This is a genomic window from Corynebacterium sp. MSK218, from assembly GCF_030232655.1.
Taxonomy (GTDB): domain Bacteria; phylum Actinomycetota; class Actinomycetes; order Mycobacteriales; family Mycobacteriaceae; genus Corynebacterium.
In genome coordinates, this window is record NZ_JASPGN010000001.1 from 74,094 (window position 1) to 95,895 (window position 21,802).

The window sequence follows — 21,802 nt, forward strand, 5'->3', positions numbered from 1 at the left end:
GATTGTCTCGAAGCTCGAAGGAGAGTTCCTACTCATGAGCATTGTTCGCCGCCCCCGTCGTCTGCGTCAGACCCCGGCCCTCCGGAACCTGGTTGCGGAAACGTCGCTGCGTCCTTCCGACCTCATCCTTCCGATGTTTGTCGTCGACGGGCTGGATGCGCCCCGCGATATCCCGTCCATGCCAGGCGTGCAGCAACACACCGTGGATTCCCTCAAGCGCGCCGCACACGATGCTCTTGATGCGGGTGTGACCTGCGTTGACCTTTTCGGTGTGCCGCGCGAGGAGGACAAGGATGCGACCGGCTCCGTGGCCTGGGACCCGCAGGGAATCCTCAACGTAGCTATTGCGGAGCTGCGCCGGGAATTCGGCGATGACCTCATCGTCATGGCGGATACCTGCCTGGATGAATTCACTTCTCACGGGCACTGCGGTGTGCTCGATGACCAGGGTCGCGTGCTTAACGACGAAACCGTGGAGCTCTACCAAGACATGGCTCGCTCCCAGGCCCGCGCCGGCGCACACATGGTCAGCCCCTCCGGAATGATGGATGGCCAGATAGCCGCCATCCGCGACGTTCTCGATGACGCTGGCCATGAAGATGTGGCCATCATGGCCTACTCGGCCAAGTATGCATCGGCCTTCTTTGGGCCTTTCCGCGACGCTGTGGGCTCGTCCCTGGAGGGCGATCGCCGCACATACCAGCAGGATCCGCGCAATTACCGCGAGTCCATGTTGGAAGTGGACCTCGACATCGAAGAAGGCGCGGACATCGTCATGGTGAAGCCGGGCCTGCCGTACCTCGATGTGCTGGCCGGTGCTGTCGAGCGTTCCTCCGTTCCGGTGGCTGTTTACCAGGTGTCCGGTGAGTACGCGATGATTCAGGCGGCCTCCCAGAACGGGTGGATTGACGGCGAGGCCGTTATGCTGGAGTCCTTGACCGCGTTCAAGCGCGCTGGTGCGGATCAGATTCTGACGTACTTCGCCACGGACGCTGCCCGCCTGCTCGCATAATCTGACCGCTTCAAGGAGAGTCGTGACGCTCAGCCCGAATACCGCGCCGTCTGAAAAGTCGCAGGACAAGGCCGCCAAGAACCACAAGCGCACCGAAGCCGTTTCCCTCATGCTCAAGGTGTGGACCGTTGCGCTGATACTCGAAGCCGTGCACCTCGTCCTGAGCATTACTCTGACGCTGCTCAACCGAGATGAGCTTTTCGCTCAGGCCCGCAGCACTGCGGAGTCAGCCGCGGAGCGCTCCGGACAGGAGATGACGGATTCTTTCGTCCAGATTGTGGGCTACGGCTCGCTGGTGCTGAGCTCGCTGATTTCCCTGGCCATCGTGGTGTTGCTGGGCATCATGCTGTGGATGATCAACAGCAACACTAAGGCCGCCGGTACTGGTCGGCGCCTTTGGTTTGCCTTCTCGCTCTATTTTGGTTTCCGGGTGCTCATCGTCTTCTTCAGTAGCCCAGCTGGGGCGAACGTGCCGGATTGGCTGTTTGTGATCGATGGCGCCGTACAGATTCTCGTTGGTGTCGCCGCCATCATGGGCCTTATCTTCTCCACCAAGGAAGAGGTTCTGGAATACACCGGCGAGATGGAGCAGATGCGCCAGATGCGCAAGGAAATGGAAGAGCAACGCCGCTTGGATAACCAGGCGCAGCGCGATAAAGACAAAGATAAGAACACCGACAAGAAGAATTCAAAGGACGACCGCCCATGACCGATCGCCCAGGCCCCGCGGACTATAACCGCAGCCCCCGCCGGAAAAAGAAGAAGGGCGACCAGGACTATTCCGCATGGCCCTCTCAGCTGCGCATTGCTTACTGGATTTTCGTAGTCGGCGCGATCTTTATGCTTACCGCTGGAATGGTGGGCCTGTTTGGTTCCTATTCCCGGATCAACAACCCGGACTTGAGCATGGAGCAGGTGGACTATATCCGCTTCAATACCCGCTTTGCCGCCATCTCTCATATCGTCAGCGCGGTGGTTATCGCGGCCTGCTCTGCGCAATTGGCTAGCGGCTGGGTATGGGCTCGCCGTATCATCACGGCGGTGTCGGTCTATGCCATGTTCGTCAGCGTGGCTGCGCTCATCGCCGGTGTGGGCGGGATGGCGTTGCTGATTGTTCCTCTGGTGCTCATGGTAGGGATTTACTTCCTCTTCCACCCGGAGTCCACGGCCTTCATCAAGGCCCGCCGCGCTGAGCGGTCGTGATTAGCGTCGGCTCCAACTTTTGATTCATAATGGACGGTATGTCTCGTCTGTCTGCCGCGCCGCTTATTGAGGCCGCTTCCGGCCGTACCCCGTCCCGCCCGCCCGTCTGGTTCATGCGCCAGGCGGGTCGTTCCTTGCCGGAATACCGCAAGGTGCGCGAAGGAATCAGCATGTTGGATTCCTGCCTCATGCCGGAGCTGCTGGCGGAGATTACCCTGCAGCCGGTGCGCCGCCACGACGTTGATGGCGCCATTCTCTTCAGCGATATCGTCGTCCCGCTCAAGGCAGCGGGCGTGGGCGTAGAAATCGTCCCTGGTCGCGGCCCCGTTATGGATGCCCCGGTGCGCACCAAGGAGGACGTGGCTAACCTGCCGGTTCTCGACGTCGACGTGCCCGAGGTCCGCCAGGGCATCGAGATCATCCTGAATGAGCTCACCGACAAACAGGCTCTTATCGGTTTCGTTGGCGCGCCTTTTACCCTGGCTAGCTACCTCATTGAAGGTGGGCCCTCGAAGAACCATGAGCGAACCAAGGCGCTGATGCACTCTGACCCGGACACCTGGCACCGTCTCATGGAGCGCCTCACGCCGACCATCATCGCGTTCTTGGAGCTACAGCTCGATGCCGGCATTGACGCCATGCAGCTCTTCGATTCGTGGGCGGGCTACCTCAATGAGCGCGACTACCGCGAGTTCGTCTTGCCGTATTCCACGCAGATCCTCAAGGCTGCGGAGGGCCGCGTGCCGCGTATCCACTTCGGCGTGGGCACGGGCGAATTGCTCGGAGCGATGTCGGGGGCCGGTTCCGAGGTCATGGGCGTGGACTACCGCGTGAGTATGGATGCTGCCGCTGCCCGCGTCAACGCAGATATCCTGCAGGGCAACCTCGACCCGGCCCTGCTTTTTGCTGGCGACGACGCCGTGCGCCAGGCCGTGCGTACCATCAAAACTGAAGTCGACACCGCACGTGCTCGCGGCGACATAAAGGGACACATCTGGAACCTCGGCCACGGGGTTCTGCCGACTACCGACGCCGACGCCATCACCCGCGCCGTCGCCATCATCCACGAGGAGGGCTAAATGAAGATCGCGATCATCGGTGCTGGACTAGCAGGACTCACCGCAGCCTGGGAGCTGCGTTCCCACGAAGTCTACGTTTTTGAGGCAGCCGACCGCATCGGTGGAAAACTGCACACCGTGCCGTTTAATGGTGGGCCGACTGACATGGGTGCGGAAGCCTTTGTCCGCCGCCGACAGGATGCCGTCGATTTCTTTACCGAGCTGGGCCTGCACGAGTCCATCGTGGAGCCCAATGCCGAGCTGCGCCCGCGCGTCTATACCGGCGGCGAGCTGCACTTCCTCCCGCAGGGCGGGGTCATGGGCATTCCCTCCGAACCGCAGGACTTCTTCTCTGCCGCCACCAATGAGCGCATCATCAACGAGAAGCCGTTTGAGTGGGAAATTGGTGGGGATGTGTCCGTCGGTAAGCTCGTGCGCCAGCAGTACGGTGACGACGTCGTCGACCACGTGGTGTCCGCACTCCTCGGCGGCGTGTACTCCTGCGTTGCCGATGACCTAGGCCTGCGTGCTACCCTCCCGCACCTGGCGGCTGCGTTGGACACGCTGGCTGAGGACGGCCCGGTGACGTTGTCTGCTGCGATTAAGCAAATCGAATCCGGCCGCAGCCCGGCTGAAGGCTCCGTCTTTGGCACGTTCAAGGGCGGCTATGCCGAGCTCTACGAAGCCTTGGCTGAGAAATCCGGCGCGCAGATTCACCTCGATACGTTCATTTCTGGTGTCACCCGCAAGGGCGATAGCTTTGAAGTTAAGGGTGCTCCGGGGGATATCGGACCCTTCGACCGCGTGCTCTTTGCCACCCCAGCTCCAACGACCGCACGCCTCATTAAAGCTGTGGCCCCTGAGGCTGCCGAGCACCTATCCACGATTCAGCTTGCCTCTTCTGTGGTCATCGGTTTCAACTTCGCTTCCGCCACGGACCCAGAGGGCAACGCGCTTCCCGACGCCACCGGCATCCTCATCGCCTCCGACGAACCGGATCTGCGCGCTAAAGCCTTCACACTCTCTTCTAACAAGTGGCCGCACCTGGGTGAACGCGAAGGCTTCCTCGTGCGTGCGTCCTTCGGACGCTTTGGTGACGATGCCCTCGTCCGTGCGGAAGAGGACGACCTGGTGGACTATGCCCTCGATGACCTGCAGAAGATCACGGGCTTCGACGGGCGTGCTGCCGGCGTGGAAGAAATCTACACGCAGCGCTGGTTCGGCGGCATCCCTCGCTACGACGAGAAGTACCTGTCTACGCTCGCTGCTGTCCGCGACTCGCTTGCCGACGTCCCCGGCATCGCCGCCACCGGCGCCTGGGCAGGCGGTGTGGGCGTGCCCGCCGTCATTGCTGATGCCCGCGCCGCTGCGCAGGCGCTTGTCAGTTAGTTCGCCGTTCCTCCTTATGGCTGATGCCTTTTGTCAGATGCCTTCAGCTTGTCGATGGAGTCACACAGACGTTGTGCGTTGCGAGGGGAACGCAGAAGGTACTCCGTTTCGCAGAGCGAGTTGTAGGCATCCATGGAAACGGTCGCTGTGAGATTGAGCTGCTCGCACACGTGCTCATCGTGGCTGACCAGGATGAATGCTCCGCGATAGCTCGTGAGCACCTCAACCAGCCAGTCGGTGGTGGGGATATCGAGGTTGTTGGTTGGTTCGTCGAGAAGCAGAAAGCGCGGAGCTGGATCGCTGAGTAGGACGCGGGCTATTTCGACGCGGAAGCGCTCGCCACCAGAAAGCTGTCCCACGGGTTGGTGGATCTTGTCGTTGATAAAGAGCATTTGGGCCAGCTGGTCGCGCAGGAACTGCGGGTCCGCGTTGGGGTTGGCCTCCCGCACGATGTCGAGCACCGACTTTTCCGGAGGCAAGACGATGCGCTGGCGGATGTATCCGCAGGGCAGCGCATACTCGACGTCGCCGCGGGCGACGCGGTTGAGGAAGGTGGTCTTGCCGCTGCCGTTGGGCCCGGCGAGGCGAACACGCTCGGGGCCAGTAATACTCAGCAGTTCGCTCACCAGCACGCGGGTGCCCGCGGGCAGCTCAGTGCCGGGGAGGTCGATGTGGACATGGGTGTCGTCGCGAAGCGCGCGCTGTGCCTTGTCGTGCGCCGACTGGGCGGCAGTCACTGCATCGTTGGCCTGTTGAGAGCGTCCAGCGGCCGTGCGTTCGGAACGGTTCTTGTCCATGCCCATGGCCATGCCGGGTTTGCGCTTCGAGGCAGCGAAGTTCTTGCCGCGGCGGGCATCGCGTGCGATGCGGGTCTGCATGGCAGCGCGCTCGCGGATTTGTTTGCGGTGTTCGGCCTTGGTTTCTCGTACCTTGGCCTGCGCGGAATCTTGCTCGGCATCAATCGCTGCGCGGTAGGAGGAGTAGTTTCCCTCGAACTCGCGAAGTGCTCCGTGGTAGAGCTCCGCGATGCTATCCGCGTGCTCGAGGAGCTCGCGGTCGTGTGAGACGACGAGAACCGGCATCGGCGCGGTGCGAATGAGCTCGAGTAAGCGTTTGCGAGATTCGGAGTCCAGGTTATTGGTGGGCTCGTCGAGGATCAGGAAATCCGGCTTGTGGAAGAAAGCGGCGGTCAGCGCCACGGTCACGGCTTCACCGCCAGACAATGTGCCGATAGTGCGATCTAGCGGGAAGGGGATACCCGCGGCGTCGAGAGCAGCTTCGATGCGTTCTGCTAAATCCCACTGCTCACCAACAGCGGCGGCGAGCTCTTCCGAGTATTCGCCAGCCTCAATGCGGGCAATGGCGTTGAGGACTTCGGTCGCGCCAAAGACATCGGCGATGGTGCTAGACGTATGGAGGCCTAAATCCTGGTCGACATAGCTGACTGAACCCGCGGATACCGTTCCCGAACTCGGGGCAATAAGGCCTGCAAGGACCTTGGCTAGCGTTGATTTTCCGGAGCCATTCGCTCCGACCAAGCCCGTGAAGTGGGAGGAAAACGTACCGGTGACGTCCGTGAAACAAGGGGTGCCGTCGGGCCAGGTGACGGTGAGATGAGAAAAAGAAATAGGCATGAAGAAATCCACCTTCGAGTAAGTCGCGTAAAAAGTGTGACGTCGAATTAGGAAAAAATCTTCATGCCCGAAAGACTAGCACCGGCTAATACCCCAGTGCAAGGGCCGCCACGCCAAGACCGAGGGCGCCGCGGGCAATGTAGTGCAGCACCTCGGGGGAGAAGGAGACGCCGAAGCCGCCGCTATCCAGCATGGACATGCTGTCTACCCGTGCCGGACGGGAACGCTTAAACGATGCCCAGCTAAGGCCGGCGATGATGAGCGCCACTGCGGTGGCGGAAAGATTCCACACCAAGAGGAGGATACCGGCACCAAGGAATGCTGTGCCTACAGAAGCTATAAGGGGAAGGCCCCAGTCGGGCCAGGCATCGTCGCTGACGCGGCCGAAGGAGGCGGCGCGCCCAACCGCCGCGCCGACGATGCTCCACGCAGACATGAATCCGACGATAGCCAGCGCCCCGAGCTGTGGGGCGAACCCCAACGACAAGCCGAGGGCCGCGAGCGCACCGACGCCAATGTACCACCGTCGTCCCAAACGACGGAAGAAGAGACCCGCTAACGTGGAGGGCGCATGGGCGCGACGAGGAATCCACGCGGATTGGCTCGCAATGGCATCAGAGGTGACCTCCGAATCGAGAAGACCTAGGCCAGACCCGCCGACCAGGCGCGTGCGCCCAGCGCTGAGAAGCGAAGCCAGCGTGAACGAGCGCCACCCCACGACGAAACGCAGGGCCGTGGCTGCCAGCGCGAACCACGGGGATAGCCCGGTGGACACGCAGATGCCGAGGCCCAAGGCCCCGAACCCGATCAGCTGCGTCCATGTGATCCAGTCCGTACCACGGAGCTTGCCGCGCGGGCGGTCAACGTACACCCAACGTTCCCGGGATAGCGCGCGCAGGGGATAGAGAACCTCGGTGAGCACCATAAGCGCGAGCAGTCCCACGACGGCGGCAATCGGGGCGACGCTAGTTAGCGCGATGCGGGCCGGGATGATAGGCAGGACTGCGCCGACTGCTTGCCAGACTGTGTAACCGAAGCCGAAGACGATGCCGGCGAGGATGAGATACCAAATGCCATCACCCAGCCGTGATAGCGCGCGCATCACAGCTGCACCACCTCGTCGCAGGCCTGGGTGATGGTGTCGGAATGCGTGGCCACGACGATGCAGCGCTCCTCCTCGTCGGCTAGGTAGCGCAATTCGCTTGCGAGGAACTCGGTCCAGGTGGCGTCGAGGTGGCGCTCGGGTTCGTCGATAAGCACTGCACGTGCCGGCTGGTACAGCTGTGCGGCCAAGAATACGCGCTGCCGCTGGCCCGAGGACAGGCGCGAGGCTGGGTGCGGAAGCAGAGGCTCAAGCGCCCAGAGTTCGCAGAGCTTGGCGACGTCCACCCCTGCCGCCTTTCCTATCAAGTCCAAGTGCTCACCCACGGTGAGATCGGGGAGAAAAACCGGCTCGGCCACCGTAACCACAGCATCCGGCTGCTCCTTCGCGCCGACGGGATGGCCGTCACACTGCACTGAACCATCAAGAGGCGCAAGCTCCCCGCCGAGCGTTGCGAGCAACGTGGACTTACCCGAACCATTGGGGCCAGCAAGGCCATAAATGTGGCCTGAGGCGAAGTTCTTCTCAAGGTGTCCAAGGGGCGTGGAATGCCCATAATCGGCGTCGATGGAAAGCATTGCTGGGCAGCGATCTCCTTACATTGTGTGACAAGACAATAGTTAAAACTTATTGATGAAGTTTAGCAAAACGCACGCCCTGAACGTTGTTCTCGAGATGGGAAACGCCCTTGGGATTGGTGTTATGAGCTGCTAAAATGAGGTCAATTAAAGCTGGTAACTCGGGAGGGCATAGTTGGCAAGGGTAGCAAGTCAACAGAAGAGCGTTGAGGAAAGCGTGACTTTTGCGAAGGGGGTTTCTCTGTTGGCAGGACACGAAATGGATGCTGTCCAGGAATCGCTTGTCCGTGCCGTAGCTTCAAGAGAGATAACGGTCGACAAAGCAATCGTTCGTGTTCGGCGGGCTTCGCTGAAGTAGAGCGAGAGTTCGTCGGAAAGCGCAGCACCTAGGTGCGGGCCTAGCTCTTGTTGCGGAAGACGAAGATGGAGGAGAAATCCTGGTCACCGTGGCCCATGGCCTGCTGCTCCTCAAAGCGCTGAATGACGGCGGCGAGGGCCGGGAGTGGCTTGTTGGCGGTCATCTCCATGAGCTTGGCGTCCTTGCACAGGGCGTCGACGGTGAAGTCGCCCGGAGTGGTGTTGCGCTCGCCGGTGATGAACGGGCCCTTCATGTTCTTCATGAAGGCGAGGCCGGTGATGTCGAGCATCTCGAGGATGACCTCAGAATCAAGGCCTTCGGACTCGCCGAGCTGAAGAGCCTCGAGCAGACCCTCTGCAGTAACGGCGAGGGCCAGGTTGGCCAGGAGTTTGCCAATTGCCGCGGTGGCGGCGGATTCGACGCCGATGAGCTTGTTCTCGTCGGCCCAGAGCTCGGCAATGGTCATGGCGAGCTCGCGGCGGTCGTCGTCAGGCGTGCCCACATAGACGCCGAGTTTTCCCTCCCGCGCCGGGCCCAGTGAGCCGACGACGGGTGCATGGACGTACGTTTCCACCGCGGCAGCGAATTCACGGGCGGCATCGGGGGAGATGGTCGTGGTGTCGATCCAAGTCACGCCCTCTGGGATGAGAGCGGTCTCGATGATTTGCTCGCGGATGTCATCCGGGCCGAAGAGAGAGGTAATGATGACCTCTGCGCCCTCTACGGCGGCGGAAGGGGAATCAGCAAGAGCGGCACCGGCATCAACTAGCGGTTGTGCGCGCTCGGCGGTACGGTTCCAAACAGTGAGCTCATGGTGGTCGAGGAGGTGTCGGGCGAGCTCGGTACCCATGCGGCCAGTACCCAGGAATGCAATCTTCATGCCGCCCAGTGTGCCATCATTGTGGGCAGGTTCGCCGCGATTCCTGCGAGCCCCGGACGAGGAAGGCTGAGAAATGGCGTGGTTTGTGTTGATTTTCTCCGGGGCCTTCGAAGCTGTGTGGGCGGCGGCACTAGATAAATCGGAGGGCTTTAGCCGCCTGTGGCCGTCGGTCGTTTTCTTCGTTGCCTGCGCCATCTCCATGGGTGGTTTGGGTTGGGCCATGAAGTTCATTCCCGTGGGCACAGCCTACGCGGTGTGGGCAGGTGTGGGCGCGGTCGTTACCGTGGTTTATTCCCTCGCCACGGGGCAGGAGGCAGCCACGGTGTGGAAGGTGCTGTTCCTGGCCATGATTGTTGGCGGAATTGTGGGCCTGAAGGTGGTGCATTAGGAGGCGTCGTCGAGTGAGACGACGTAGGAGAATCGATAGATCGGTGAGTGGACACCTATGTACTTGCGTAGTAGGCTTCTGGATATCAAGCCGTAAGGCAAATAGGCTCTGGCCCCAGCGATGCTGGGGCCATCTTTTATTTCGCTGGGAATTGCTTTAGCGCTTCAGGAATCCACCGTTCCGAGCGCATCCAGACGCCCATTTTGGGATTTATGGCCTTAACTAGCTCGATAGAGAATTGATGGGTCTTCTCTAGTTTGGGGATGTCTTTAATGAGCGGGCGACGGTGCGTCGCTCGGTTGCGCATGTCCTTTACCAGCATTGCGTACTGCTGGAATTCAACTCGGTTTAGTTTGTGAACATGTGGTTCGAGAGCCTCATTCCAGAGAATCACTCGTGGGTTTTTGTTTCCAGCGTGAGGTTTAGGTAGTAGGTGAACCCATATACCGAAGGTCAAACCTGCAACATAATCATCGTGACTCGGTGGGCTGAAGGGGCTCTCACAATGCGCTAGGTCCGCAAGCCGACTGCGGCCTTCCGGTAGCACAAGTTGAGTAAGCGGTGCTTCTGGGTGTTCCAACCAGTCTGGCGAGCCATTTCTAGGAGGCGAGGAGTTCCACTCTCTAAATCTTGAATCGATAAAGTTGCGCAAGAGAACCTCAACTTCACCAGTTGTTCTGTCAACAACAGATGCCATGAAGCCATTCCAAACATAAAGATGAGCTGCGAGTATATCGATGTCGGTACCGGTGTCTCCGTGCTGTTTAGCCAAGTTGAGGTAGGTGCTTCGGCGAGGCAACGGCAATGCGCCAAGTATGGTCTCTGCTTCAGAATGACCCAGTTCCTGCTGTATGAGTTTCATGAGTGCCTCTTGATAGTGGAAGTACCGGCAAGAGGGGGGCTGGAAATGCGGAGAGCTCAGACACACACCGCTTATCCAATATGGAGTCCCCCCGAACTTTTGGGCTTCAGAATACCTGATTAGTCGGGAGGATGAGTGGAATCATTCGTAGCGCAGCGCCTCAATCGGGTCCAGCTTCGCGGCCTTGCCCGCGGGGTAGTAGCCAAAGAAGAGGCCAATAGCCAGCGAGAAGAGCAGCGAGAGGATGACTGCCCACAGCGGTGGTGCCACGAGCGCGCCGATGGCGGCTGCGCCCGCCATGCCGGCGGCGGAGCCGATGGCGATGCCGATGAGACCACCGATGAGGCAGACGACGATGGCCTCCGTGATGAATTGCATGCGGATATCGCGGCGGCGTGCGCCAAGCGCCTTGCGGATGCCGATTTCGCGGGTGCGCTCGGTGACGGTGATGAGCATAATGTTCATCACGCCGATGCCTCCGACGAGCAGCGAGATGCCGCCGATGGCCGCGAGCACCAGGCTCATCGTGGTGAAGATCTGGTTCAGGGACGCGAGGTCATCGCTGAAGTCGCTCACCTTCACCATGTAGTCCGTGTTGTCCTCGTAGTAGCTATCGAAGACGCGCTGCAGGTTGCTGGCTACCGTGGCCTTGTCCAAGTCCGGGTTGCCGCGAACGGTGACCTCGCTGAACGCGGTGCCGGCACCGGGGGAATCGGAAAGCTCGGCCTCAAGTGGGTAAGGAACGAAGGCGGTTTGGCTGGGACCACCGCCCACCAGAGGACCGGTCTGAGGCTCTTCAAAGACGCCGATGACGGCCAGCTCAATCGGGGAGGCCTCGTGGGTTTCGAAGCTTACGTATTGGCCAATGGCGTCTTCAGGAGCACCGAAAAGCTTGGCGGCCGTTTCCTTATCCAGCATGGTCACCGCCCGGCTGGAATCGATATCATCCTCGTTGAGGAAGCGCCCAGCTACGATGGAATAGGATGAGCCCGAGACATAGTCCGGGTTAGTGGGGCGGACGAGGAGGTTGGCGGTCTTTTCCCCGGATTCATCCTCGACTACGAGGGCGCCAGAGTAAGAGCCGTACTCGCCGATATTGATGCCGGCGATCTGATCTCCCATGACCTCCTTGGCGCGGTCCAGCATGTCCGGGGTGAGCATGGAGGACTCGTCTTCGACAAAGCCGCCGCCCATGAAAGGATCATCTGCCTCTTCCTCTTCGCCTTCCTCTGGGCGCTCCTTGACCTGGACGGTGAAGTTATTGGCGCCCACCTTGTCCAAGTCCTTTTGCACGGAAGACTGCAAGGAGTGGCCCAGCGTGACGATGGCGATGACCGCGGCGATGCCGATGATGACACCCAAGAGCGTCAGTGCCGAGCGCATCTTGTTGGTGCGCAGGCTCGTCAGCGCCATCTTGGTGGATTCAGCGAAATTCATGACAGAACACCGTCCTTCATCGTGACGGTGCGGCTGCACTCATCAGCCAATTCCGGGTTGTGGGTAATGAACAAGATGGTCTTTCCGTGTGTGCGATGCAGTTCGTGGAATAAGTCCATGACCATACGTCCCGTCTGCGAATCCAGTGCGCCGGTGGGCTCGTCTGCCAGCAGAATATCCGGCTGGTTGGCCAAGGCGCGGGCGACGGCCACGCGCTGCTTCTGACCACCGGAGAGCTCATTGGGGAGGTGGTTCATGCGGTCGCCCATGCCGACCATCTCCAAGAGGTTCTGTGCACGCTGGGTGCGCTCGTGGGTGGAAACACCTGCATAAACCATGGGCATCTCCACGTTCTTCAGCGCGGACATACGGCCGATCAGGTTGAAGTTCTGGAAGATGAAACCGATTTTTTGGCCGCGGAAGGAGGCCAGTTTGTCGTCGCCAAGCGCCAGTGCATCCACGCCAGCCAGGTGGTACTCGCCGGCGGTGGGGCGGTCGAGCAGGCCGATGATGTTCATGAGCGTGGACTTGCCGGAACCGGACTGGCCCACCACGGCCACGAACTCGCCTTCCTCCACGCTGAAGTCGAGGCCGGGGATGACGGTCAGCTCGCTATCGAGGCCCTCGTTGAAGCGTTTGACAATGCCCCGCATTTCAATGAGGCGGCTCATGCGTTCTCATCCGCGCCGGCGACGGAGGCTGCCTGGCCTACCATGTCCTTGTACATATCGGCCTGGGTGATGACGGTATCGCCTTCCTTCACGCCGGAGGCGATAGCGGCGGCGAAGGCCGACTCGGTAGCTACGGTGACCGTGCGGGCATGGATTTCGCCATTCTCCACAACGAGGACGGACTTCTTTCCGTGGTCCTCAAAAATGGCGGATAACGGCACGGTGATGGCGTTCTTGTTTTGTTCCGTGATGATCTTGGCCTTCGTGGTGGAGCCTAGGCGCAGGCCCTCGCGGTTACCTTCGACGCGGATATCCACCGGGAATTCGGGTTTGGAGGATCCGCCACTGCCACCTTTGCTGGAGGACCCAGCGCCGGATTCAGCGGCCATGGGCTGCTCAGCAGTGGGGGAGATGAAGGTGACCTTTCCCTTGTATTCCTTGCCAGGGCTCGACGGCGTGGTGAACGTGACTTCGTCGCCGACCTTGATCTGTGCGATGTCGCCTTCCTTGACGGTGGATTTCACCAGCAGGGTGGAGTCGTCGGCCACAGTGAGGATGGGGCCCTCAGCGGGCATGCCGGCTTGACCGTTGACGGCGGTGATGACACCAGCCAACGGGGAGCGCAGATCGGCCTGGGAGAGCCTGTATTCGAGTGGCCCATTTTCCTTGGCGTTGCTGGCGCTTGCCGACGTCGCCGTTTCCACCGCATGGTTCACCGCTTGGGATTGGGAGGCGATTTGCTGCTCGATGGCCAGGTTGCTGGCCTGCAGTGCACGTTCGGCATCCGACACTGCCTGGTAGGAGGCCGAGGTGGCGCGCTGTTGCTCGCCGAGCTCGCGGTCGATGCCGCGGAGGACGCGGTGGTAGGAATCTTCGGTGTTCTTAAGCTGGCGCTCGGCTTCTGACACGGCCTCGTCAGAGTCGAGGTAGCTCAAGATAGCACTGGCGGTCTGAACGCCAGAGGGATCTTCAGCGGCAGTGCCAATGGAGGCGAGCGCTGCCTGGAAGGACTTCGACTCGGCGTCGCGCACCCCATTGCGTGCTTGGTCCACGGCGGCGCGGGCTTCCGCAACTTCGGGGCGGTCGCCCTTGGTAGCGAGGGCTTCATCGAGCTTTTTCTGCGCTTCGGCGTACTCAGTCTGCGCCGAATTAACGGCGGACTGGGCACTGTTGACCTCAGGATTGAGGCCTTGGTCGAGGGAATCTTGCAGTTGGCGCAGCTGCAGCTGGGCGTCCTCGATCTGGTGGACGGACTCCAGCTTGCTTGCCTCCTGCGCGGTGCGCTGTGCCTCGAGCTCGCGCTCGGTGTCGGTGGTGTCCATACGTCCCAGCAGTTGCTGGGCGTCGACGCGGTCACCGACCTTGGCGTCGAGGGACTGGATGGGGCCTGTGAGGGAGGTCGTCAGGGAAAGCTCGCGTTCAGCAGCTACCGTGCCGGTTGCGGACACCGAGCTGATGAGGTCCTCTTTGGCCGCAGTGGTGACGTCGGCGGCAGTCAACTGGATATCAGAGGAACCACTGGTGAGCGCGTAGTAGCCACCACCGCCGGCGAGGAGAACCGCCGCGAGGGCTCCTGCTGTGATGCCGAGTGCTTTCTTCTTCATGAATTCTTAACCTTTACGCCGTGAATGAAAACCGGATTCAGGTTAACTCTAGTAAGCACTCCTTGTCATGCACGGCGGGGGAATATCGGAGGTAGATCAGGGTATACCCCTAGAGGTGTGTGGGCTATGCGGTGTAGTGGCGTTTAGAAAGGTACGTCGATGTAGATGTCCTCCGCCTTGGGCAGAGGTGGCAGCTTGGGGAGTTGGTCAAGGCCATCCTGAACTTCTGGCGGGATCGGGATAGAGGTTGGTACACGTGGTGGCTCCGGGAGCTCTAATGTGGGCTTGCGGCGCTGCGGTGGCGCGGGACGCGGAGCCGGTGCGAGGACGGTAACGGTGGCCACCTGTGGCGAAGGAACGTGGGTAGGCGAAGGTGCTGCAACTGGTGTCTCGACTGGCGGCTCGGCTGCGGGCGGTGCGGGTGGCTCCTCAACGTCATCAGTTGTTGGCGCTACGGACGTGGTGTCGCCGAAGCGAGTGACGGGTTGGGGCGCAGCACCCGGCTGCCAAGAATGTGCGGTAGTTCCAGCGGCCGGTGAATGGCCAGCAATGGACGTGGGCTGATCTGGTTCAGTGGATTCCGTTTGCGCCGTAGCGCAGGAAGCGAGTGGAAGACAGGCAAGAATAATGAGAATGCGGCGCGTGGCCATGTGGATCCCCCTTGGTATAAGGCTCGTCCGCAGCGCACCCCCTGTGCGAAGGACGAGTCATAAGACTGTGGTTGTGCTGCCAGCATAGCGGTACTGGGGTAACGCTGCAGGATGAAAACAGGATCGCGACAGGATGAAGCGTCTGGACGGAGGGATAACTACTGGCAGGGACTCAAACTTTTGTATAGGGCTAAAACCGATACAATGTGGGCTATGCCTAACTCTAGCCAGCAGAATTCCCCCCAGAATACGACTCAGTCCGCCGAGTGGTTTGACCGCGCCACCAAGGTCACCCCAGGTGGCGTGAATTCCCCGGTCCGTGCCTTCGGCTCCGTGGGCGGCCAAGCCCGCGTTATCGCCCGCGGCGAGGGGTCCCGTTTGTGGGATATCGATGGCAACGAATACGTCGACTTGGTGAGCTCCTATGGCCCGATGATTCACGGCAACGCCCACCCGGCCATCGTGGAGGCAGTGCAGAAGGCCGCTGCCGATGGCCTTTCCTTCGGCGCGCCTACTGAAGGTGAGACGTTGTTGGCGGAGCGCATCGTGGAGCGCACTGCCGCTGAGCAGGTGCGCCTGGTGAACTCCGGTACTGAGGCAACGATGTCTGCTGTGCGCCTTGCCCGCGGGTTTACTGGCCGCGCAAAGGTCCTCAAGTTTGAAGGCTGCTACCACGGCCATGTGGATGCGCTGTTGGCGTCGGCAGGCTCCGGCGTGGCGACCTTTGCGCTGCCGGATTCCCCGGGCGTGACTGGAGCCTCGGCTGCCGATACTATCGTCGTCCCGTACAACGATCTCGATGCCGTGCGCGACGCTTTCGCTGCGCATCCGGGGGAGATTGCCTGCATCATCGCCGAGGCTGCTGCTGGCAACATGGGCACGGTTGCTCCGCAGGAGGGTTTTAATGCGGCACTCAAGGAGATCGCGCATGCCGACGGCGCCCTGCTTATTCTCGATGAAGTCATGACCGGCTTCCGCACCTCCCACAAGGGCTGGTTCGGTGTCGATGGCGTGGCTGGTGACTTGGTGACCTTCGGCAAGGTGGTCTCTGGTGGCTTGCCGGCCGCTGCCTTCGGTGGCCGCGCTGATGTCATGGCATCGCTGGCGCCGGCTGGCCCCGTCTACCAGGCAGGAACCCTTTCCGGAAACCCGGTCGCCATGGCCTCCGGCCTGGCGTCTTTGGAGTTGGCCAACGAAGAGCTCTACCCGCGCCTGCAGGCTAATGCTGACCGTCTGACCGGCCTGATAACGGCGGCACTCGATGCCGCCGGCGTGGCGCACCACATTCAGCGAGCAGAGTCGATGTTCTCCATTCGCTTTGCGGAGGGCCAAGGCCACAACTTTGCCGACATGCAGGCAGCCGATACCTGGCGTTTCGCACCTTTCTTCCATGCTCTTCTGGAGGGCGGCGTCTACGTTCCACCGTCAGCGTTTGAGACGTGGTTTGTGTCCGATGCGCTGACGGACAATGATTTTGAGGTAATCGAGGCAGCACTCAAGCCTGCCGCCCAGGCCGCTGCTAGCGCGCAGCGCCCGCAGTAAATCAACCACTACGAGGGGATACCACCAGGCTTATGTCCACCACTATCGTCCACTTCGTCCGCCACGGCGAGGTTTATAACCCGGATAAGATCCTCTACGGGCGCATCCCGGGCTACCACCTGTCCTCCCGTGGGCATTCCATGGCCGCGCGCACGGCGAAAGCCTTCGAAGGCCATGACGTGACCTACCTAGCGGCCTCGCCGCTGCAGCGCGCGCAGGAAACCGCGCTGCCGATTGCACAGGTAACGGGCTTGGAGGTGGACGTCGATAAGGGCGTCATCGAATCCGGCAACCGCTTCGAGGGCCTGCGCACCAAGGGCTGGAACTCGCAGCTGTGGAACCCACAGCGCTGGCCGCTCATGGTCAACCCGCTTAAGCCCTCGTGGGGCGAGCCCTTCGAGGAGATTGCCGCGCGCATGATGGATGCCGCCGAGCGCGCCCGTTCCAAGGCAGAGGGCCATGAGGCCATCGTGGTCTCCCACCAGCTTCCCATCGTCATGGTGCAGCGCACCGTGCTGGGCAAGCGCCTGCCCCACGCACCCTGGAACCGCGAATGTGCTCTCGCCTCGGTGACCTCGTTGGTCTACCGTGACCGCGAGATCATCGATATCTTCTACTCCGAACCGGCGCAGGACATCTAATGGGACGCAGAACTATCCGCGCCGCCGCGGCCGGTATCCTTGCTGTGTTTGCCTTAGCTGGCTGCGCGCAGAGCGAGGAGAATGCACAGAACGCCGTTGCTTCCGGTGGCACCTTCGAGTTCATCTCGCCCGGCGGGCAGACCACCATCCGTTATGCGGAGGAAGACCGCAAGCCGCTCAAGGATTTCTCCGGCGAGGACCTGCGGGATGAGTCCACGACGATCAAGCTCTCGGATTTTCAGGACCAGATCGTCGTCCTCAACTCCTGGGGTCAATGGTGCGCGCCGTGCCGCTCCGAATCAGATGACCTCCAGGCCATCCACTCGGAGCTGCAAAAGCGCAAGGTCGGCACCGTGCTAGGCATCAACGTCAAGGACTTCAACCCGGAGATCTCCCGGGACTTTATGGCCGATAACGGCCTGGAGTACCCCTCCATCTATGACCCGCCCTTCAAGACGGCCGCGGCGCTCGGCGGCGTTCCTACCTCCGTGGTGCCCACCACCATCGTGCTGGATAAGCAGCACCGCCCCGCCGCAGTCTTCCTGACGGAGATCACGGAGAAGGATGTCCTCGAGGTTGTCGACGAGCTGGAGAAAGAACAGTGATCCTTGCCGCTGACGGCGTGGGACAAAGCTTTGCCGATGCCGCCGTGTCGGGCCCACTCCTGATCGGAGTGCTCGCCGCCGCTGTGGCTGGGTTAGTCTCTTTCGCCTCACCATGTGTGGTTCCGCTGGTTCCGGGCTATATCTCCTACCTCGCCTCCGTGGTGGGTGGTGAGGTGAGTTATGACGAGGAGCTGGGGGTGGGCGTCGGCAAGCGCCGGCGTTGGGCCGTGGTCGGTGCTGCAGCACTATTCGTGCTGGGCTTTACCGTTGTGTTTGTGCTGGCCACTGTGTCGGTTTTCGGCGCCATTTCGGCGCTCACCCTCAACGCGGATACCCTCATGCGCGCCGGTGGCATCATCACCATTCTTATGGGTGTGGTGTTCATGGGCGTGGTGCCGGTGCTGCAGAAGGACACCCGCATGGCGCCGCGGCGCTGGACCACGTGGCTGGGCGCGCCCCTGCTTGGCGGGGTTTTCGCCCTGGGCTGGACCCCGTGCCTGGGCCCCACGCTGGCCGCCATCCTGTCCGTTTCTGCAGGCACCGAAGGAACCACCGCGCTGCGCGGCACGATCCTGATCATCGGCTACTGCCTGGGGCTGGGCCTGCCCTTCCTGCTCGTGGCACTCGGCTCCGCCAAGGCCATGCGCACCGTGTCCTGGATGCGCAAGCACTCCCGCGCCATCCAGATCGTTGGCGGCATCGCCATGATCCTCGTCGGTCTGGCGCTGCTGACCGGGCTATGGGCAGATTTCATCAACGCCATCCGCCAGTGGACCCTGTCCTATGGCGCGACGCTGATTTAAAGGAGAATTTTCGTGAGGTATATCCGCAAAGCGTGGCACTGGCTGACCAGCATGCGCACCGCACTGGCGCTGCTCTTCCTGCTAGCCATTGCTGCCATTCCGGGCTCGCTCCTGCCGCAGCGCTCGCTCAATGAGTCCAACGTCAACGACTTCATCGAGACCAATGGCAAGGTGGCGGAGATCTACGACAAGCTGCAGCTTTTCGACGTTTTCTCCTCCGTCTGGTTCCAAGCCATCTACGTGTTGCTCATGATTTCTCTGGTGGGCTGCATCATCCCGCGCTCCTGGGATCATTACAAGGCCTACCGCACCCCGCCCACACGTGCTCCGAAGTTCTTGAACAAGATGCCGCTGAATGCCACCGGGCACTCGGAGAAGTCTCCGGAGGAGATCGCCGCCGCCACCAAGACCATGCTGAAGAAGTGGCGCGTCTCCGAGGTCTCTCCTGAGAAGGACCGCGCGGGTGCGCAGTCTTTCTCCGCGGAGCGCGGCTATGCCCGCGAGCTGTGCAACCTCATCTTCCACATCGCGCTCGTGGCTATCCTGCTCACCATGGCAGCCGGGCGCCTGGTGCACTATGAAGGCCAGGTCATCGTGGTGACGGAGAAAAACTCTCAGGGCCAGACCCAGGAGCAGGCGCAGTCCACGGAGTTCTGTAATACCTCTACCTCTGTCTATGACTCCTTCCGCGCGGGCCCGCTTTTCGACGGTACCGGGCTGCACCCCTTTTGCTTCCTGGCCCACGATTTCACCGCGGACTACCTGCCTAATGGCCAGGCGGAGATGTTCACCTCGAACGTGTCCTATGCGGCGGGCGATGATATCTTCACGGACCCGGAGACCTGGGAGGACTACCAGCTGCAGGTCAATCACCCGCTGCGCATTGAGAATAACCGCGTCTACTTGCAAGGCCACGGCTTTGCCCCGACGGTGACGGTGGAATGGCCCAACGGCGAAAAGCGCACGCAGACCATCCAATTCCAGCCCACTGACACCACGTTCTTCCTCTCTTCGGGCGTGATGCGCTTCGATCCACCGGCGGGCATGTACCCGGACCTGTTTGAGCGCCGTCAGAACCAGATCGCCATCCAGGGCCTCTTTGCGCCGACCGCCGAGTGGTCCGGTGCGAACGGCAAGCTGCTGCAATCCTCCTACCCAGCGATGCTGGACCCAGCCGTGGCTATCGATATCTACCGCGGCGATGCCGGCCTAGACACGGGTACCCCGCAGTCCCTCTTTTCCCTCGACACCAGCCTGGTCCATTCGGGGCAGCTGCAAAAGATCGACCGCGTCAACCTGAACCAAGGTGAATCGGTCACGCTGGACGACGGCACGAAGATCACCTTCGATGGCGCCTCCGAGTTCGCGAACTACCAGGTTTCCTATGACCCCTTCCAAAGCTGGGTTCTGGTGTCCGCGCTGGTCATGCTGGTCTCGCTGGTTGGCTCGCTGGTGATTAAGCGCCGCCGCGTGTGGGTGCGCATTCGACCGGGCGCCAACGGCGGCACCGACATCGAGATGGGTGGTCTTGCCCGCACCGACCGCGCGGGTTGGTCTGAGGAATTTCACAAGCTGCACCGCGAGCTCTTGGAGTTGCCGGATCCCGATGAGGTGGAGGAAGACGAGCTCTACTCCGCCGACTAAAGGCGCGGAGTGTATCCGTCAAAAGTTGGATACTGCTGGGAAAGGGGGGTACCCTTATGAGCACCATAAATCTCTCCGCTCATGCAGCCTCGTGCGTGAAGCACGGTGTAGGCACGATTGTGAAGGCAAGGTTTCCCACTCATGCAGGTTGATCAAAATCTGTCCAACTTTTCCGACATCGCGGTGCAAACCGCGTTCGTCGTTTATGCTCTCGCCTTGGTGTTGTCCCTGGTCTACTACGGCCGGATGCACAGCATCATCGAGGCTATGCGCTCCCGCACCGCAGCTGCAACGCAGCAGCGTGAGCTCGCCACCGTGGGGGCTTCGGCAGAGGGCACCGCGCTTGGCGACGTCCCCCCGACCGTCAGCGCTGGCCCCGATGCTGAACTAGATGCGGATCTGGCGAAGAAGCAGGAGAACGCCGACAAGCTCGGTGGGATGACGCAGATGCTGCTGTGGCTGGGTATCGCCTTACACTTGGCGGCCATTGTGCTGCGCGGTTTGGCAACGGGACGCTTCCCGTTTGGCAACCTCTACGAGTACGTGCTCATGGTGACCGCCGGCGCCATGGTGGTGGCGACCATCGCTATGCAGCGCAAGGAGTGGCGCCCCCTGTGGCCGTGGCTGCTCACGCCGATTCTGGCGCTGATGTTCTATGGCTCCACCAAGCTTTATGCGGAATCCGCTCCGGTGGTTCCGGCACTGCAGTCTCACTGGCTGCCGATTCACGTCACCGTGGTCTCGTTGGGCGCGTCTATCGGCGTGGTCTCCGGTATTGCATCTCTGCTCAGCGTGCTGCGTGAATTCCAGCCGAAGGGCGTTGAGTCTGGTTTCTTCGGTGCGCTTGCCCGCCCGCTTCCTTCGGCTAAGAAGCTGGACCGCTTGGCTTATCGCTTGGGCGTGGTGGCGCTGCCGACCCTGGGCCTGGGTATTGTGCTGGGCGCCATTTGGGCGGAGTCTACATGGGGCCGCTACTGGGGTTGGGACCCGAAGGAGACCGTATCCTTCGCCACCTGGATCCTCTACGCCGCCTACCTGCACGCCCGCGCGACGCCGGCCTTCCGCAAGGCCGCGCCGTATATCAACATCGCGGCGATGCTGCTCATGATCTTCAACCTGTTCTTCATCAACATGGTTGTCTCCGGCCTGCACTCCTATGCGGGGCTGAACTAAATGGCAGAGACCCCTAAACCGCGGCACAAGCAGGGCAAGCCGGCGGGCGATAACCCGCAGCTCATCGCTCTCGGTGAGGGCTTTGCGCAGCGCCGCCGAGAACTCGGTATCTTGCAGCAGGCGCTGGCTGAGAAGGCCGGGATTTCGCGCTCCACGCTGCATACCATCGAGCACGGCGGCTCTGGCGTGCGCTGGGAAAAGGTGATGGCGGTGGCTGAAGCGCTCGATCTCGAGATGACCTTCGCGCCGAAGGCTTAGGCTTCGTCGGCTCCTTTGCCTTTATCGTCTTTGTCCTCGGTGGCCTTGGGTTTCTGGGAACCCTGTGAGCGCCGGCGTTGCTCTTCCGCCTGGCGCTCTGCCTCCCGCTCCCTGGCGCGGCGCTCCTTGAAACGCTGCTTCTCCAGGTTCCACAGGAATTCTTCGTCATCATCGGGGCCCTTGATTGCGGGGCGCTGCGGCTGCTGAGCCTGCTGCACCTTCTTATTCCAACTCGACGGCCCAAAAGCCTTCCACACGAGGACTGCCGCGAGGATAAACAGGACTAGTAGTATCAAACGACCCATGCGTT

Annotated in this window: 23 protein-coding genes; 13 read left to right on the forward strand and 10 right to left on the reverse strand. The window is 61.3% G+C overall.

Translation table 11 applies throughout. The features are described 5' to 3' along the window. Window positions 1-34: 34 nt before the first annotated feature. The 5 genes from hemB to QP922_RS00350 are packed head-to-tail and all read left to right on the forward strand — an operon-like array spanning window position 35 to window position 4,662. On the forward strand, window positions 35-1,012 hold the full coding sequence (hemB, locus tag QP922_RS00330) for a porphobilinogen synthase (RefSeq protein WP_284807294.1): 978 nt from the start codon (window positions 35-37) through the stop codon (window positions 1,010-1,012). Between the two features lie 22 nt (window positions 1,013-1,034). After that, window positions 1,035-1,721: a hypothetical protein gene (locus QP922_RS00335; protein WP_284807295.1), complete on the forward strand. Its 687-nt coding sequence runs from the start codon at window positions 1,035-1,037 to the stop codon at window positions 1,719-1,721. Beyond that, on the forward strand, window positions 1,718-2,215 hold the full coding sequence (locus tag QP922_RS00340) for a tellurium resistance protein TerC (protein WP_070669582.1): 498 nt from the start codon (window positions 1,718-1,720) through the stop codon (window positions 2,213-2,215). The genes QP922_RS00335 and QP922_RS00340 overlap by 4 nt, the downstream gene beginning before the upstream one ends. 38 nt (window positions 2,216-2,253) lie before the next feature. Then, window positions 2,254-3,294, forward strand: coding sequence for a uroporphyrinogen decarboxylase (gene hemE / locus QP922_RS00345; RefSeq protein WP_284807296.1), 1,041 nt, complete (start codon window positions 2,254-2,256; stop codon window positions 3,292-3,294). Then, the gene (locus QP922_RS00350) at window positions 3,295-4,662 is read left to right on the forward strand and encodes a protoporphyrinogen oxidase (protein WP_284807297.1); all 1,368 of its coding nucleotides are present in this window, start codon (window positions 3,295-3,297) and stop codon (window positions 4,660-4,662) included. Between the two features lie 14 nt (window positions 4,663-4,676). Here QP922_RS00350 and QP922_RS00355 read toward each other — a convergent pair whose 3' ends face one another. The 4 genes from QP922_RS00355 to QP922_RS00370 all read right to left on the reverse strand — a co-directional run bounded on the left by QP922_RS00355 (window position 4,677) and on the right by QP922_RS00370 (window position 9,214). After that, the gene (locus tag QP922_RS00355; protein WP_284807298.1) at window positions 4,677-6,296 is read right to left on the reverse strand and encodes an ATP-binding cassette domain-containing protein; all 1,620 of its coding nucleotides are present in this window, start codon (window positions 6,294-6,296) and stop codon (window positions 4,677-4,679) included. 85 nt (window positions 6,297-6,381) lie between these two features. Beyond that, a complete protein-coding gene (locus QP922_RS00360; RefSeq protein WP_284807299.1) occupies window positions 6,382-7,398 on the reverse strand; it encodes an ABC transporter permease in 1,017 nt (338 codons plus the stop codon). After that, window positions 7,398-7,976, reverse strand: coding sequence for an ABC transporter ATP-binding protein (locus tag QP922_RS00365; protein ID WP_284807300.1), 579 nt, complete (start codon window positions 7,974-7,976; stop codon window positions 7,398-7,400). The genes QP922_RS00360 and QP922_RS00365 overlap by 1 nt, the downstream gene beginning before the upstream one ends. 398 nt (window positions 7,977-8,374) lie before the next feature. Continuing rightward, the gene (locus QP922_RS00370; RefSeq protein WP_284807302.1) at window positions 8,375-9,214 is read right to left on the reverse strand and encodes an NAD(P)-dependent oxidoreductase; all 840 of its coding nucleotides are present in this window, start codon (window positions 9,212-9,214) and stop codon (window positions 8,375-8,377) included. A 73-nt stretch (window positions 9,215-9,287) separates the two neighbouring features. Between QP922_RS00370 and QP922_RS00375 the strand changes: the two genes are divergently transcribed. Beyond that, entirely contained in the window at window positions 9,288-9,602 is a 315-nt protein-coding gene (locus tag QP922_RS00375; protein ID WP_070669568.1) for a DMT family transporter, read from the forward strand. A gap of 136 nt (window positions 9,603-9,738) precedes the next feature. Here the strand turns inward: QP922_RS00375 and QP922_RS00380 are convergent, their stop codons facing one another. From QP922_RS00380 to QP922_RS00400, 5 genes are all read right to left on the reverse strand, one after another. Then, window positions 9,739-10,464 (reverse strand): hypothetical protein, encoded by a 726-nt coding sequence (locus QP922_RS00380; protein WP_284807303.1) that lies wholly within the window; start codon window positions 10,462-10,464, stop codon window positions 9,739-9,741. Window positions 10,465-10,605: 141 nt separating this feature from the next. Further along, window positions 10,606-11,901 (reverse strand): ABC transporter permease, encoded by a 1,296-nt coding sequence (locus tag QP922_RS00385; RefSeq protein WP_284807304.1) that lies wholly within the window; start codon window positions 11,899-11,901, stop codon window positions 10,606-10,608. Continuing rightward, window positions 11,898-12,572, reverse strand: a complete 675-nt coding sequence (locus tag QP922_RS00390; RefSeq protein WP_284807305.1) for an ABC transporter ATP-binding protein — start codon at window positions 12,570-12,572, stop codon at window positions 11,898-11,900. The genes QP922_RS00385 and QP922_RS00390 overlap by 4 nt, the downstream gene beginning before the upstream one ends. Beyond that, window positions 12,569-14,176: a permuted SH3 domain-containing protein gene (locus QP922_RS00395; protein WP_284807306.1), complete on the reverse strand. Its 1,608-nt coding sequence runs from the start codon at window positions 14,174-14,176 to the stop codon at window positions 12,569-12,571. The genes QP922_RS00390 and QP922_RS00395 overlap by 4 nt, the downstream gene beginning before the upstream one ends. Before the next feature lie 143 nt (window positions 14,177-14,319). Beyond that, on the reverse strand, window positions 14,320-14,826 hold the full coding sequence (locus tag QP922_RS00400; RefSeq protein ID WP_284807307.1) for a hypothetical protein: 507 nt from the start codon (window positions 14,824-14,826) through the stop codon (window positions 14,320-14,322). 204 nt (window positions 14,827-15,030) lie between these two features. Here QP922_RS00400 and hemL point away from each other — a divergent pair, with 204 nt between their 5' ends. The 7 genes from hemL (at window position 15,031) to QP922_RS00435 (ending at window position 21,492) form a co-directional block, all read left to right on the forward strand. Further along, a complete protein-coding gene (gene hemL, locus QP922_RS00405) occupies window positions 15,031-16,368 on the forward strand; it encodes a glutamate-1-semialdehyde 2,1-aminomutase (RefSeq protein WP_284807308.1) in 1,338 nt (445 codons plus the stop codon). Between the two features lie 32 nt (window positions 16,369-16,400). After that, a complete protein-coding gene (locus QP922_RS00410) occupies window positions 16,401-17,009 on the forward strand; it encodes a histidine phosphatase family protein (RefSeq protein WP_284807309.1) in 609 nt (202 codons plus the stop codon). Then, on the forward strand, window positions 17,009-17,614 hold the full coding sequence (locus QP922_RS00415) for a TlpA disulfide reductase family protein (protein ID WP_284807310.1): 606 nt from the start codon (window positions 17,009-17,011) through the stop codon (window positions 17,612-17,614). The genes QP922_RS00410 and QP922_RS00415 overlap by 1 nt, the downstream gene beginning before the upstream one ends. Next, a complete protein-coding gene (locus QP922_RS00420; protein ID WP_284807311.1) occupies window positions 17,611-18,417 on the forward strand; it encodes a cytochrome c biogenesis CcdA family protein in 807 nt (268 codons plus the stop codon). The genes QP922_RS00415 and QP922_RS00420 overlap by 4 nt, the downstream gene beginning before the upstream one ends. Window positions 18,418-18,429: 12 nt before the next feature. Then, on the forward strand, window positions 18,430-20,061 hold the full coding sequence (locus QP922_RS00425; protein ID WP_284807312.1) for a cytochrome c biogenesis protein ResB: 1,632 nt from the start codon (window positions 18,430-18,432) through the stop codon (window positions 20,059-20,061). A gap of 141 nt (window positions 20,062-20,202) precedes the next feature. After that, window positions 20,203-21,234: a c-type cytochrome biogenesis protein CcsB gene (gene ccsB, locus QP922_RS00430; protein ID WP_284807313.1), complete on the forward strand. Its 1,032-nt coding sequence runs from the start codon at window positions 20,203-20,205 to the stop codon at window positions 21,232-21,234. Beyond that, on the forward strand, window positions 21,235-21,492 hold the full coding sequence (locus QP922_RS00435; RefSeq protein ID WP_284807314.1) for a helix-turn-helix domain-containing protein: 258 nt from the start codon (window positions 21,235-21,237) through the stop codon (window positions 21,490-21,492). It begins immediately after the preceding gene. Here the strand turns inward: QP922_RS00435 and QP922_RS00440 are convergent. Further along, a complete protein-coding gene (locus QP922_RS00440; RefSeq protein WP_284807315.1) occupies window positions 21,489-21,797 on the reverse strand; it encodes a hypothetical protein in 309 nt (102 codons plus the stop codon). The genes QP922_RS00435 and QP922_RS00440 overlap by 4 nt on opposite strands. Window positions 21,798-21,802 lie beyond the last annotated feature (5 nt).